At 53.9% G+C, this 12,726-nt stretch carries 13 protein-coding genes; 10 read left to right on the forward strand and 3 right to left on the reverse strand.

The window, feature by feature from the left end:
* Positions 1 to 35 precede the first annotated feature (35 nt).
* The 3 genes from thiD to ACT3R7_RS02630 are packed head-to-tail and all read right to left on the reverse strand — an operon-like array spanning position 36 to position 3,076.
* Positions 36 to 845 carry a bifunctional hydroxymethylpyrimidine kinase/phosphomethylpyrimidine kinase gene (gene thiD / locus ACT3R7_RS02620; RefSeq protein WP_192536767.1) on the reverse strand — a complete coding sequence of 270 codons (810 nt, stop codon included), beginning with the start codon at positions 843 to 845 and terminating at the stop codon, positions 36 to 38.
* Positions 845 to 1,276: a protoporphyrinogen oxidase HemJ gene (gene hemJ / locus ACT3R7_RS02625; protein WP_192536768.1), complete on the reverse strand. Its 432-nt coding sequence runs from the start codon at positions 1,274 to 1,276 to the stop codon at positions 845 to 847. Before hemJ ends, thiD begins: the two co-directional genes overlap by 1 nt.
* A 9-nt stretch (positions 1,277 to 1,285) precedes the next feature.
* Positions 1,286 to 3,076, reverse strand: coding sequence for a chloride channel protein (locus ACT3R7_RS02630; protein ID WP_192536769.1), 1,791 nt, complete (start codon positions 3,074 to 3,076; stop codon positions 1,286 to 1,288).
* 134 nt (positions 3,077 to 3,210) lie between these two features.
* On the opposite strand from ACT3R7_RS02630, the gene argC reads away from it, so the two are divergent.
* From argC to ACT3R7_RS02680, 10 genes are all read left to right on the forward strand, one after another.
* Positions 3,211 to 4,245, forward strand: a complete 1,035-nt coding sequence (argC, locus tag ACT3R7_RS02635) for an N-acetyl-gamma-glutamyl-phosphate reductase (RefSeq protein ID WP_192536770.1) — start codon at positions 3,211 to 3,213, stop codon at positions 4,243 to 4,245.
* Positions 4,246 to 4,407: 162 nt separating this feature from the next.
* Positions 4,408 to 4,761, forward strand: a complete 354-nt coding sequence (gene erpA / locus ACT3R7_RS02640) for an iron-sulfur cluster insertion protein ErpA (protein ID WP_192536771.1) — start codon at positions 4,408 to 4,410, stop codon at positions 4,759 to 4,761.
* Positions 4,762 to 4,920: 159 nt separating this feature from the next.
* Positions 4,921 to 5,691 (forward strand): transporter substrate-binding domain-containing protein, encoded by a 771-nt coding sequence (locus ACT3R7_RS02645; protein ID WP_192536772.1) that lies wholly within the window; start codon positions 4,921 to 4,923, stop codon positions 5,689 to 5,691.
* Positions 5,692 to 5,796: 105 nt separating this feature from the next.
* Entirely contained in the window at positions 5,797 to 6,468 is a 672-nt protein-coding gene (locus ACT3R7_RS02650) for an amino acid ABC transporter permease (protein WP_018918424.1), read from the forward strand.
* Positions 6,469 to 6,491: 23 nt separating this feature from the next.
* Positions 6,492 to 7,250 (forward strand): amino acid ABC transporter ATP-binding protein, encoded by a 759-nt coding sequence (locus ACT3R7_RS02655; protein WP_225736023.1) that lies wholly within the window; start codon positions 6,492 to 6,494, stop codon positions 7,248 to 7,250.
* A 573-nt stretch (positions 7,251 to 7,823) separates the two neighbouring features.
* Complete coding sequence (gene mnmG, locus ACT3R7_RS02660; protein WP_192536774.1) at positions 7,824 to 9,728, forward strand: tRNA uridine-5-carboxymethylaminomethyl(34) synthesis enzyme MnmG; 1,905 nt, start codon at positions 7,824 to 7,826, stop codon at positions 9,726 to 9,728.
* Complete coding sequence (gene rsmG / locus ACT3R7_RS02665; RefSeq protein ID WP_192536775.1) at positions 9,725 to 10,405, forward strand: 16S rRNA (guanine(527)-N(7))-methyltransferase RsmG; 681 nt, start codon at positions 9,725 to 9,727, stop codon at positions 10,403 to 10,405. The genes mnmG and rsmG overlap by 4 nt, the downstream gene beginning before the upstream one ends.
* A complete protein-coding gene (locus ACT3R7_RS02670) occupies positions 10,406 to 11,173 on the forward strand; it encodes a ParA family protein (protein WP_018918428.1) in 768 nt (255 codons plus the stop codon). It begins immediately after the preceding gene.
* A 27-nt stretch (positions 11,174 to 11,200) separates the two neighbouring features.
* Positions 11,201 to 12,130, forward strand: a complete 930-nt coding sequence (locus tag ACT3R7_RS02675) for a ParB/RepB/Spo0J family partition protein (RefSeq protein WP_192536776.1) — start codon at positions 11,201 to 11,203, stop codon at positions 12,128 to 12,130.
* A gap of 199 nt (positions 12,131 to 12,329) precedes the next feature.
* Entirely contained in the window at positions 12,330 to 12,725 is a 396-nt protein-coding gene (locus ACT3R7_RS02680; protein ID WP_192536777.1) for an ATP synthase subunit I, read from the forward strand.
* Position 12,726: the final 1 nt, after the last annotated feature.

Consider the following 12,726-nt stretch of genomic DNA (forward strand, 5'->3'; position numbering starts at 1 on the left):
ACGTCCTCAATATTCGTGGCTTTGCGCTAATGAGATCAAAAGCGAACCGGTCGTGGCAAGCGGTTAGGCAAACACTGGCCACTGGGTGGCTGGTACCCATGAGACAAACTCTCCCAGGTAAAGTGCTGGGCCTGCTCACAGGCAGTCGGTAAGCGCTCACCAACTGCCAGGCGTGCCGCAATCGCCGATGCCAACGTGCAGCCTGAGCCGTGAAACTGTTCGGGTAAACGCGGCCACTGCCATTGACGTGTGGTATCGGGTGAATGCAGCGTATGTACCACCTGCTGCTCGTTACCTGGAATAGGCGCGTCGGTGGCGGTAACTAATACCGCCTGGCAGCCTTGCGATAAAAGCGCAACGGCGCGCGCCGTATCATCTAATGGGTCAGTAATTTCTGGTGCTAACTGCGCCAGCTCATAACGATTGGGCGTTAAAATATCCACAAGTGGTAGTAAGCGCTCACTATAGAGCTTTACTAATTGGGGTGTGGATAACTCAGTTCCGCCCCCCGCTTTAAGCACCGGGTCGGCGACCACTGGAATACCCGGAAAACGGCGAATAATCTGCTCGGCTGCTCTCAGCGTCGCTTCATCCGCCAATAAGCCTAGCTTAATAGCAGCTATTTGCATGCCGCTTAACGCTTCCGCCATGTGCCGCATCAATGCAGGGTCGGTGGGTACAACCTGGGTAACGTTGTGACAGTTTTGCACCGTTAAGGCTGTTGGAATGGTAACGGCCCAACCGCCGCAGGCGGCAACGGTTTCACTGTCTGCCACTAGGCCCGCCCCTCCCGTGGGATCATGACCTGCCAGCACTAAAACAACTGGAGAAAGAGGCTGGCGCATCAAAAAGGTTTCACAACGGCGAGTAAAATAATCGCGACTAACGCAATCACTGGCGCTTCATTAAACCAGCGAAAGAACGTGTGGCTTTTCGTGCAACGATCCTGGGCGAACTGCTTTAAATAAATCAAGCAGACATGGTGATAAGCAATCAACAGGACAATAAACGTAAGCTTGACGTGCATCCATCCCTGGCTCATCCAGAAGGGGTTTAGATAGAGCATCCATCCGCCAAAAATCAGGACCATTATCATCGAAGGCGTCATGATGCCGCGATACAGCTTGCGCTCCATGGTCTTGAAATACGCCATGGACTGCTCATCGCCTTTATCGCGTGCCGTTGCGTGATAGACATAAAGCCGCGGTAAATAAAATAGTGCGGCAAACCAGGTCACCATGGCCATCAAGTGCAAGGCCTTTACCCATAGGTACATTGTCTCTCCTTATACGGGTGAATCATTATCTTTCGGGTCGGCGTAGTAATAGTAACGCTCAATGGCGCCGCGGGTGATGATACCTGAAATCCGTTGCTGCTTTGGTCGATAACCATGCACAACATAAAGTGCTCCCAAGGCATCATCCTGAAGTTTTAAAAACGCCTCAGAAAGCGTCGCCTGCAGGCCAATCGGCGCAAGCTCCAATCGCTGACCAGGGATTTCCAGCAAATCTATCAGCTCATCATCAGGGGGCGCTTTCCCGTCTAACGCTTCATCGTGTTCCAGCAGCCAGCGCGCCAATGTGGCGGCTTTTAAGGCGAGCACGGTTTTTTCGTCACTTGAGCGCTCAATGATAAGCCAGACAGGATTGTTTTCCAGAAGCTTTCGCGCCTGGTCGGGCGTTATCATACGTTCTGTGCGCACCAGGCTGCGCTCCATCACTGCCGGTACCGATACGCGTGACAGCGCTTGCATCAGAGGCTGTTGAAGTGGGTGTAATCCATAACGCACGGCGCTGATAAAAAAGCCTTCGCAGCCAGTAAGCTGGCGCGACGTCAAGCAGGCAACGACAACCACCAGCATGCCCGGCAGTATAATATTGGAAGTATGGGTAAGTTCTAGCAGGGCCATTAGCGCAGCCAACGGCGCTTGCAAAACGGCCCCCATCATAGCGGCCATTCCTAACATGGCGTAAATGCCCGGGTCCGCCGCTTTGTCGGGCCAGAGAAATCCTCCTAGCATGCCGCCCAAGGCACCGGTCGCGGCCCCTATCACCAGCGTAGGCCCAATAATCCCGATGGGTACCCCGCCAGCGACAGTGAGTGCCGTAATCAATAGCTTGGCAATTATGAGCGCTATCAGTACGTTGATTTCCAACTGGTTATTCAGGGCAGCAGCCACGCTGTCATAGCCGATTCCCTGAATTTGCGGAAACCACCACGCCACTACCGCAGTCGACACCCCAACGGCGCCCAGACGCAGCCATAAAGGCAACGCTTGTATGCGCTGATTACGCGCAATATGGATAAACAGCCCGGCCAGCAGGCCCACGACCAGCCCGAGGATGATCACCCAGGGCAAATTCATCAATGAACCTAGCGCCATTTCAGGAATACGGAAAGCCGGTTCATTGCCGTAAACCACTTGAGCAACCAGCGCGCCCATGGTGGAGGCTAGTATCACCGGCATAAAGCTCATCAAGGTGTATTCCATCATCACCACTTCCATGGCAAAGATGACACCGGCAATCGGCGTATTGAATGAGGCAGATATCCCCGCGGCGGTACCACAGGCGACCAGTACACGCAGGCTGTTATTGGGTAAGCGAAGCTTGACCCCTAACCCGCTTGAGGCCGCTGCCCCCAGATGAATGGCCGGGCCCTCCCGACCTGCTGAAAGCCCCCCCAGGACCGATACCACGCCCACCCACCACTGATTTAACCAGTTGCGAAGCGGAAAACGCCCCTGATGGTAAGAAAGGCGTTCAATAACGTGGCCTACCCCCATTTTCTGGGCGGTAGCTTTTTGTCGGTAAAGCAGCACGCCAATCAAGCCGACTGCCACAAGCGGCAGCAAGGAACGTAACCAGGGGGGCAGTCCCTCGAACGCTTCTGGATTGCCTCCCGGCATATAAAGTACGGCGCCCGCTTCGAGCAACAGTCGAAAGGCAACCATCACGGCGCCCGTAATCACCCCGGATGCTAACCCCAGTACGCACAGCTGCGGCAACGCATCGACATTGGCCAACTGGCGGCGAAAACTCTCTAGGGTAAAATCAGATCGGGAAAAACGCGCCACGACGACCTTCCTTTGCTCTTGTGTTGTAGTCCTCTTGTGTATCATAGCCGGATACACTTCGACAGCCTGCAGCAATCTGTTTAGGCTGTTAATTATTAACATGTCCCAAATGCGAAACTCGCAAGGAGCGATTTGTGATTAAGGTCGGCATTGTCGGTGGTACGGGTTACACCGGCGTTGAACTACTGCGGTTACTCGCCCAGCACCCTAACGTCAGCGTTGAAGCAATTACCTCGCGCTCAGAAGCAGGGGTAAAAGTGTGCGATATGTACCCCAACCTGCGCGGCCACTACGACACGTTGGCCTTTAGCGAGCCGGATGCTAAGCAGCTGGGCGCTCTGGATGCGGTATTTTTCGCTACTCCTCACGGCGTTGCCCACGCGTTAGCCGGTGAGCTTTTAGAAAAAGGCACTCGGATTATCGATTTATCCGCCGATTTCCGGCTGCGCGATGCTGACGTATGGAGCCAGTGGTACGGCCAGCCCCACGGCGCGCCTTCACTGCTTGAAGAGGCGGTTTACGGCTTGCCTGAAATGCACCGTGAACAAATCAAGACGGCGCGCTTGATTGCCGTTCCCGGCTGCTATCCAACCGCCGTACAGCTGGGCTACCTGCCACTGCTGGAAGCGGGCCTGATTGATTCTCAGCAGTTGATTGCCGACTGTAAATCCGGGGTTACAGGTGCAGGACGCGGAGCCAAAGTGCCTTCGCTACTTGCGGAAGCCAGCGAGTCATTCAAGGCTTACGGCGCTTCAGGGCATCGTCACTTGCCTGAGATTCGCCAGGGCCTTAGTGATATGCAGGCAAACCCAGTGGGCTTGACCTTCGTGCCGCATCTAACCCCCATGATTCGGGGCATTCATGCCACGCTTTATAGCCAACTCACGGCCACGACTGACGATCTTCAGGCGCTTTTTGAGCAGCGCTATGCAAACGAGCCCTTCGTTGACGTGATGCCTGCGGGTAGCCACCCCGAAACGCGCAGCGTAAAAGGCATCAATACCTGTCGCTTAGCCGTCCATCGCCCTGAAAACAGCAATACGGTGGTGGTACTGTCGGTTATCGATAACCTGGTGAAAGGCGCCTCAGGTCAGGCTATTCAAAACCTCAACCTGATGTTTGGTTTCGATGAAACCATGGGCCTCACGGCCCCAGCGCTGATGCCTTAAACGCAAGAGCTCATATGTTATGAGCTAGCGACCCTTGCAGAGGGCAACACCTGGTTGTCCTCTGTTGATATGCCAACACAATAGTTGACCATTTTGCTGGGAATTACCCATAATTACCCCCCAATGCCGATTATTCGTTCTTTAAGCTCGCGGGAGGTACCCATGAGCGGTGCAGAAGCTTTTGTTCCAACCCCTTTAATGCTGTCCGATAGTGCACGTAAGCGTATTAGTGCTCTGATGGATGAAGAAAAAAATCCCGCCCTGAAACTGCGTGTCTACGTAACTGGCGGCGGCTGCTCAGGTTTTCAGTACGGATTCGATTTCGCTGATAATGTCGCCGAAGACGACACGCTCATCGAGTTTGGTAAGGCCACCCTGGTGGTTGACCCCCTGTCTTACCAGTATCTGGTGGGCTCCACGGTGGATTACGAAGAAGGCCTCGCTGGCGCACGTTTTCGTATTCAAAATCCCAATGCCACGACAACTTGCGGGTGCGGCGCTTCGTTTATGGTCTAGCTATCGCCTGCTTGCGTTGGTAGTAAGGACTCCTCGTGACTTGACGCCTTGCCGGTTTCTCGCCAAGGTTGATAGGTCAATAACCGCTCATATGGCGCTACAAAGAGAGCTCAGCTTCTTTAAAACGCCTCACAAGAGCTATAAAACATGGGGAAATAAATGAAATCCATACTAACGAAAACAGCGATTGCTTCGGCCATAGCCTTGGGTTTAGGCAGTACTACTGTCGCCATGGCCCAAACGCCATCCGTCAATGTAGCCACCGATCCAAGCTTCGTTCCGTTTGAAATGATGGACCCCGAAACCGGTGAAATGGTCGGTTTCGATATGGATATCATCAACGAAATCGCCGACCGAGCCGGTTTTGAAGTTAATCTGACCACGATGGAATTCTCCGGCATTATTCCGGCTGTACAGACCGGCAGCCAGGAAGTCGCTATTGCCGGTATTACAATTACCGATGAACGCGCTCAAATTGTCGATTTTACCGACCCCTACTATGACTCCGGCCTGCAGATCATTGTCCGCGCTGATAACGAAGAGGTCTCTTCACTTGAAGACCTTCAAGATCTGACCATTGGCACTAAGATCGGCTCCACCAGCTATGACTTCCTGCAGCAGGAACTGGGTGAAGACGCCGATATCACGCCTTACCCTGGCACTGCCGACATGTACATGGCGCTACTGGGTCGCAACGTCGACGCCGTGCTCTATGACTCCCCCAACGTTGCTTACTTCTCGCAAACCCGTGGTGAAGGCCGCACCAAAGTCGTTGGCCCGCTTTACGAAGGCCAGCAGTACGGCATTGTTTTCCATAAGGGTAGCGAATGGGTAGCGCCGGCTAACGAAGCGCTTGCTGCCATGCGCGAAGACGGTACTTACGACGAAATCTACGCCAAGTGGTTCGGTGAAGCGCCCAGCGAAGACTAAGTGAGTCGCTAATCTCACTTTGCTATCCCTCATCACAGGGCCGGGCGGCCATTTCCCCGGCCCTGTGCCGTTGTAATGTCGCTTTTTCCTTTTTGGAGATAACGCGTGGACTTCGATTTTCAGTTTGACTGGTCGGCAGCGTTTGCGTCGATCCCCTACCTATTACCCGGCATCCCCTGGACGCTGCTGATTTCCTTTGGTGGCCTGGCGTTTGGCTTTTTTATCGGCATCTTTTTTGGCTTGCTGAGGATCAGCCCTATCCGCTGGTTACGCTGGCTTGCGATTTGCTATATAGAAATATTTCGCGGCACGCCGATCCTTGTGCAGGTGCTGTTTATCTTTTATGGCCTGCCCCAGCTGCTGGGTAGTCCCATCAATGCGCTGGTCGCAGGTATCGCGGCCATTGCGGTGAACTCAGGCGCGTATATTTCCGAAATCGTGCGCGGCGGCGTGCAGTCAATTGAGCGCGGCCAGCGTGAAGCCTCGCTGTCGCTCGGGCTTTCCCGCACCCAGGCGTTTCGCTACGTAATCTGGCCGCAGGCGTTTCGGCGTATGATTCCACCGCTGGGTAATCAGGGCATCATCAGTATCAAGGACACATCGCTATTCTCGGTGATAGGGGTAGGTGAGCTGGTGCGTCAAGGGCAGATCTATATTGCCACGACGTTTACCGCCCTCGAGGTCTATTTTATGGTCGCGCTGATGTATCTGGCGATCACCTGGACCCTTTCCATTATTCTGCGCCAGCTTGAGAGCCGCGGCATTGCCGGCCAATAAGGACACGTACAATGACCGATACAATGTCACCTACAGTGCAACCAATTGTGCGTATGCAGAAGCTGAACAAACACTTTGGCAGCCTGCATGTACTCAATGATATTGACCTTGAGATTGTTCCTGGCGAAGTCGTTGTGGTGATTGGCGCCAGCGGGTCAGGTAAATCAACGCTGATTCGCTGTATTAACGGTCTGGAAGAGTTTCAATCAGGCACCTTAAGCGTTGATGGCAATACGCTAAAACCCGACGGTAAAAGCAGTAAAGCACTGCAAACCATCCGTACGGAAGTCGGCATGGTGTTCCAGCAGTTCAATCTGTTTCCTCATCTAAGCGTTATCGACAATATCACTCTGGCGCCGATGAAAGTGCGTGGCTGGAGCCGAAGCGATGCGGTGGCTACCGCAAAACGCCTGCTTGATCGGGTGGGTATTGCCGATCAGGCCGATAAGTATCCCAGCCAGCTCTCAGGCGGCCAGCAACAGCGCGTAGCGCTTGCCCGAGCCCTGGCCATGGAACCCCGGCTAATGCTGTTTGACGAGCCTACCTCGGCGCTTGACCCCGAGATGATAGGGGAAGTACTCGATGCCATGCGCGAGCTTGCCAAAGAAGGTATGACCATGGTGATTGTTACCCATGAAATGGGCTTCGCACGCGAAGTGGCCGACCGGATTATCTTTATTCATAAAGGCGTTATTGCTGAGCAGGGAACGCCGGAACAGCTCTTTGATGCCCCTCAACATGAACGCACCCAATCGTTTCTAGCCCGGGTGCTCAAGCACTAAATCTGAATAAATTATCGACTCAAACGTACTTTTTAATGGCCTGTCATTGCGACAGGCCATTTTTTTGCCCTGTGGATAAACTTTTTATTTTAATTGTCTCTTTGACGCTGAAACGCTGATAAACAGCGTTTCTCATCGCTTTGCCATGTGGTTAAGTGACATGTTCACAGGTGCGGTAACAAGCCCGGTATGGGGAGGTGGATAACCCGTGTTTTTGGCAGGCTGTGGGTAAGTAGCTATTTCATCCACAGGTGAGACACCGCTTCTACGCAGGCAATACGCTGCTTAACCACGTAAAGGTCAACATTTTAAGTGAGTGATATTAATAAATATAAGTAAGTTATGCACAGAAACTGTCCACACCAGTAGTAACAACATTAACAGAACTTCTCTTATTTTATTTTTATGTTGTTATTAATAGAGGTCCGTTAATGAATCGAGGTGTGGAAAAACCTGACGGTTACCCACAGGGGGTTTATACTGCCCGGCTTATTGAACTACCGTGGCTATGTCGGAAAAACTGACGACATTGGTCACATCATTCGTGCCAACAGGCGCAAGACGAGGTGTCTCTTGAATTACCCCGACCGCTTTGACGTGATTGTCATCGGCGGTGGCCATGCGGGAACCGAAGCCGCATTGGCCTCTGCTCGTATGGGCTGTCAGACCCTACTGCTCACTCACAACATCGAGACCTTGGGTCAGATGTCGTGTAACCCTGCCATTGGCGGCATTGGCAAAAGCCATTTGGTTAAAGAAATCGATGCGCTAGGCGGGGCGATGGGGCTTGCCACGGATTTGGGCGGTATTCAGTTTCGGGTGCTTAACGCTCGAAAAGGGCCTGCAGTGCGTGCCACACGTGCTCAAGCGGATCGTGTACGCTACAAAGCAGCGATCCGCGGTATGTTGGAAAACCAGCCAAATTTAACGATTTTTCAGCAAGCGGCTGGCGATCTGGTTGTGGATAACGACACGGTACGTGGCGTGGTTACTGAAACCGGCATTCGTTTTTATGCAGAATCGGTAGTGCTATCCACGGGGACGTTTTTAGGCGGTGTGATTCATATTGGTTTGGATCAAAGCCGCGGTGGCCGGGCAGGTGATCCGCCCTCGAACGCTCTGGCCGAGCGTCTACGTGCTTTACCGTTTCGCGTTGACCGGTTGAAAACCGGCACGCCACCGCGAATTGACGCCAAGAGCGTGGATTTTGCCCAGCTTGAAGAGCAGCCAGGCGATACGCCAACGCCGATAATGTCGTATCTTGGTTCGCGGGACATGCATCCTCAGCAGGTCAGTTGCCATATTGCGCACACCAATGAGCGCACTCATGAAATCATTTTGGCGAACCTTGACCGCTCACCCATGTATTCCGGCGTGATCGCAGGGGTTGGGCCGCGCTACTGCCCGTCAATTGAAGACAAGGTTCATCGGTTTGCCGATAAATCGAGCCATCAGGTATTTATTGAACCGGAAGGCCTGGACACTCACGAGCTCTATCCCAACGGTATCTCGACCTCGCTGCCGTTTGATGTACAGCTGCAGGTGGTTCGCTCGATCAAAGGCTTGGAAAACGCGCACATTACGCGCCCTGGCTACGCCATTGAGTACGATTTCTTTGATCCGCGGGACTTAAAACACTCGCTGGAAACAAAATTTATCCACAACCTGTTTTTTGCCGGCCAGATTAACGGCACAACGGGTTACGAAGAAGCGGGCGCGCAAGGGCTTCTTGCCGGGCTAAACGCCGCACGCCGGGCCAAGCAGCTGGAAACCTGGTACCCACGCCGCGACGAAGCGTACCTTGGCGTGCTGGTTGATGATTTGATCACCATGGGTACCAAAGAGCCCTATCGCATGTTTACATCGCGGGCGGAATATCGCTTGTTGCTACGTGAAGATAATGCCGATTTACGTCTGACGGAAAAAGGCCGCGAACTCGGCTTGGTCGATGACCAGCGCTGGAGCGCGTTTAGTCAAAAGCGTGAAGCGATTGCGTTGGAAACGGCTCGTTTAGCCAGTACTTGGGTACAACCAAGTAGCCCGGCCGCGGCAAAAATAGCCGAAAAAACCGGCAAGCCGCTTTCGCGGGAATACCGTTTGAGCGATTTACTCAAACGCCCGGAGCTAAATTACGCGGACCTGGCCGATCTGCCGGGCCTGGAAAATGCGCTTATTCATGATGAAGCTGTGGCCGAGCAGGTGCAGATTCAGGCGAAGTACGATGGCTATATCGGACGCCAGCAGGATGAGATTGATAAGCTTAAGCGCCATGAAGCAATGCCGCTGCCAGCCGATCTGGATTATCAGCGGGTGGAAGGGCTTTCCAACGAGATTCGTCAGAAGCTGACCGACGTTCGGCCCGAGACGCTTGCCCAGGCGGCACGTATTTCCGGTGTAACGCCGGCTGCCGTCTCTATCCTGCTGGTGCATCTTAAAAAGCGTCGCCTCATAGCATCACCCGAGGTAGCTAACGGATGAGTGGGTTAACGGGATTGCTGAATAGCCTGCCAGCAAGTGCTGCCAAGCGGTTAGACGATGGGCTAGCGCAGCTTGGTTTAACCGTCACGACGCACCAGCGTGAGCAGCTGTTGGGGTTTGTCGCGCTATTGCACAAGTGGAACAAGGCTTATAACCTCACGGCAGTCCGTGAGGTTGACGAGATGGTTTCACGTCACGTGCTGGATAGCGCCGCCGTAGCACCCTATGTACAGGGCCCGACGCTGCTTGATGTTGGTGCTGGACCTGGCCTTCCAGGTATCGTATTGGCCATTCTTAACCCGGCCTTAGCGGTTACCCTGGTGGACAGCAATGGCAAAAAAGTCCGTTTTCAGCGTCAAGCCATAATGGAGCTTGGCCTGGAAAACGTGACCGCGAGCCAGGCACGCGTGGAGCAGTTTAAAGAGCAAGCGTTTGATCAAGTGATTTCCCGGGCGTTTGCAAGCTTAGTAGACTTTGTAACGTTGACCCGCGAGTTGCCTGCCGCCAATGGGCAGTGGCTGGCCATGAAAGGCCCCGGCGCTGACGACGAACTGCGAGAACTACCCAGCGGGATTAGGTTGCAAACGCGCCATCTGCTGAAAGTCCCTTTTGAAACGGCCAAGCGACAGCTGTTGATTCTGAACGTTGATTCTGAACCCCAGGAAGGAGTTGAGTAAGTGAGCCAGATCATTGCCCTGACCAACCAAAAAGGCGGCGTGGGCAAGACCACCTCAGCCGTTAACCTGGCTGCCAGTCTCGCCGCGCTTGACCGTCGGGTACTGCTGGTGGATCTTGATCCGCAAGGTCACGCCAGTATGGGCAGTGGGATCGACAAGCACGAACTCGATAAAAGCGTCCTGGATGTCCTGCTGGGTGAAGCGACGGCTGCCGATACTATCGTGCGGCAACTGCCGGTTCACTATGATGTTCTACCCGGAAACGGTGATCTGACCGCGGCTGAAGTCGAACTGCTGGATCTGGATAAGCGCGAAAGTTGCCTTACCACGGCTCTGGCTTCAGTGGCCGATAATTACGATGTGGTGCTGATCGACTGCCCACCTTCGCTGAACATGCTCACCGTCAATGCACTCACGGCGGCGGACAGCGTGCTTATTCCGCTCCAGTGCGAGTTCTATGCGTTGGAAGGCCTCTCGGCGCTGCTGGATACCGTTGAGCAGATTAAGCAAAGCGTGAACCCTGACTTGGCGGTCGCTGGCATATTGCGCACCATGTACGATAAGCGCACAAGCCTGACGCGGGAAGTGGATAAACAGCTGCGCGACTTTTTTGGCGATGCGCTGCTTAAAACGACGATCCCGCGCAATGTGAAGGTGGCAGAAGCGCCAAGTCACGGGGTGCCCGTCACGCAATATGCCCGCTTTTCACGAGGCAGCCAGGCGTACCGTGTACTGGCAAAAGAAATGATTCGTCGGTTATCGCTATAACGTATTGATAAGTACGAGGGAAAGCGAATGACGCGTAAACGCGCGCTAGGACGTGGCCTGGATGCCCTAATTGGTGCGGGCGCCCGTCGCCGTGACAGTTTAGAACTTACCGGAGGCTCCGCTTTAGAGGCTCACGACGATGTTACTGTTGTGGCTGCAGCCACAGAGGTGGCACCTGAGCGTTTGGAGCGGCTGCCGCTTGGCCAGCTAACGCGCGGCAAATACCAGCCGCGGCGGGATATTCAGCCAGAAGCGCTTGAAGAGCTCGCCGATTCTATTCGTGCCCAGGGCGTAATGCAGCCTATTGTGGTGCGTCCGGTCGGCGAAAACCGCTATGAGATTATTGCCGGTGAACGGCGTTGGCGCGCCGCCCAGCTAGCCGAACTTGATGTGATCCCTGCGGTTATTCGTGAGGTGAGCGATGAAGTTGCCCTGGCGCTGGCGCTTATTGAAAACATTCAGCGCGAAAACCTTAATGCGATTGAGGAAGCGCTGGCGCTTAAACGCCTGGGTGATGAGTTCGAGCTAACGCAACAGCAAATCGCGGACGCGGTAGGCAAGTCACGCACGCAGGTCGCGAACCTGTTACGTCTACTGGCGCTGGATGGCGAGGTGCAAACCCTGCTCGAGCGCGGCGATCTGGATATGGGCCATGCCCGTGCGCTGCTTTCCTTGACCAGTGCGCAGCAGCGTCAAGTCGCTCACGAAGTGGTGAATAACGACCTGACGGTAAGGGCGACCGAAGCGCTGGTTAAAAAAGTCCAAACCAGCCAAAGCGTTCCTAAAACGCCCAGCCGAGCCAACAAAACGTCTGACGTGGCGCGCCTGGAGACCCAGCTAGGCGAATTGCTCGGTGCGCCGGTTTCCATTGATCACGGCAACAAAGGCAAAGGCAAGGTGACCATTCGCTATACGAGCCTTGATGAGCTGGATGGAATTTTAGCCCATATTAAGTAGCAGGATAAATAGCAGGCTTATTAAAGAAAGCGTCTAAAATCGGCTATTTTTCACCCTTTGGTAGCAAGACTGTACCTAAACGCGTTAAATACGCGCAACTTCGGTTGAAGGTGTGATAGCGCTTCCCTATAATCGCGCAAGATTTGTGCAGGTTGCTTAGAACATTCTGGGCAATCGTTCGCTAGCAGGGTGCTGGGCAATGGTACAACGTGTTGAAACCCAGCGACGGAAGGCTTACGTCATTCGGCTTACTACCGCACAGCTTGTGGTAGCGCTTGCCGGAATATTGATGGCTTATCCAGTAGCGCGCATGCCGGGCGTCTTCTCCGTAGCAACAGGCGCTTTGGTGGCCTTGCTACCCCAGGCTTTTTTTATACAGCGAATGGGCATACTGAGCAGCAAGCGGACATCACGAAGCGGTGTTCATTTATTTCGTGCCGAAGCAGGCAAGTTCGGTTTGACGGTGGCACTGTTTAGCGCAGTGTTTGTGGTAGTGCCCCCCTCAAACCCCGCTTTCTTCTTTAGTGCTTATGTGGCGATTGTTCTGATGCACGGCCTTGCTCCATGGCTTATGCGACGACATCGCACAATTTGAT

This window comes from Halomonas sp. AOP43-A1-21 (genome assembly GCF_052376775.1).
Classification (GTDB): Bacteria; Pseudomonadota; Gammaproteobacteria; order Pseudomonadales; family Halomonadaceae; genus Vreelandella; species Vreelandella colorata.

Bases quoted from the DNA above. Each gene is read 5' to 3' on its own strand.
- hemJ (WP_192536768.1), bottom strand. From the start codon at position 1,276: ATGTACCTATGGGTAAAGGCCTTGCACTTGATGGCCATGGTGACCTGG.
- ACT3R7_RS02645 (WP_192536772.1), top strand. From the start codon at position 4,921: ATGAAATCCATACTAACGAAAACAGCGATTGCTTCGGCCATAGCCTTG.
- ACT3R7_RS02655 (WP_225736023.1), top strand. From the start codon at position 6,492: ATGTCACCTACAGTGCAACCAATTGTGCGTATGCAGAAGCTGAACAAA.
- ACT3R7_RS02675 (WP_192536776.1), top strand. From the start codon at position 11,201: ATGACGCGTAAACGCGCGCTAGGACGTGGCCTGGATGCCCTAATTGGT.
- thiD (WP_192536767.1), bottom strand. From the start codon at position 845: ATGCGCCAGCCTCTTTCTCCAGTTGTTTTAGTGCTGGCAGGTCATGAT.
- ACT3R7_RS02680 (WP_192536777.1), top strand. From the start codon at position 12,330: ATGGTACAACGTGTTGAAACCCAGCGACGGAAGGCTTACGTCATTCGG.
- erpA (WP_192536771.1), top strand. From the start codon at position 4,408: ATGAGCGGTGCAGAAGCTTTTGTTCCAACCCCTTTAATGCTGTCCGAT.
- rsmG (WP_192536775.1), top strand. From the start codon at position 9,725: ATGAGTGGGTTAACGGGATTGCTGAATAGCCTGCCAGCAAGTGCTGCC.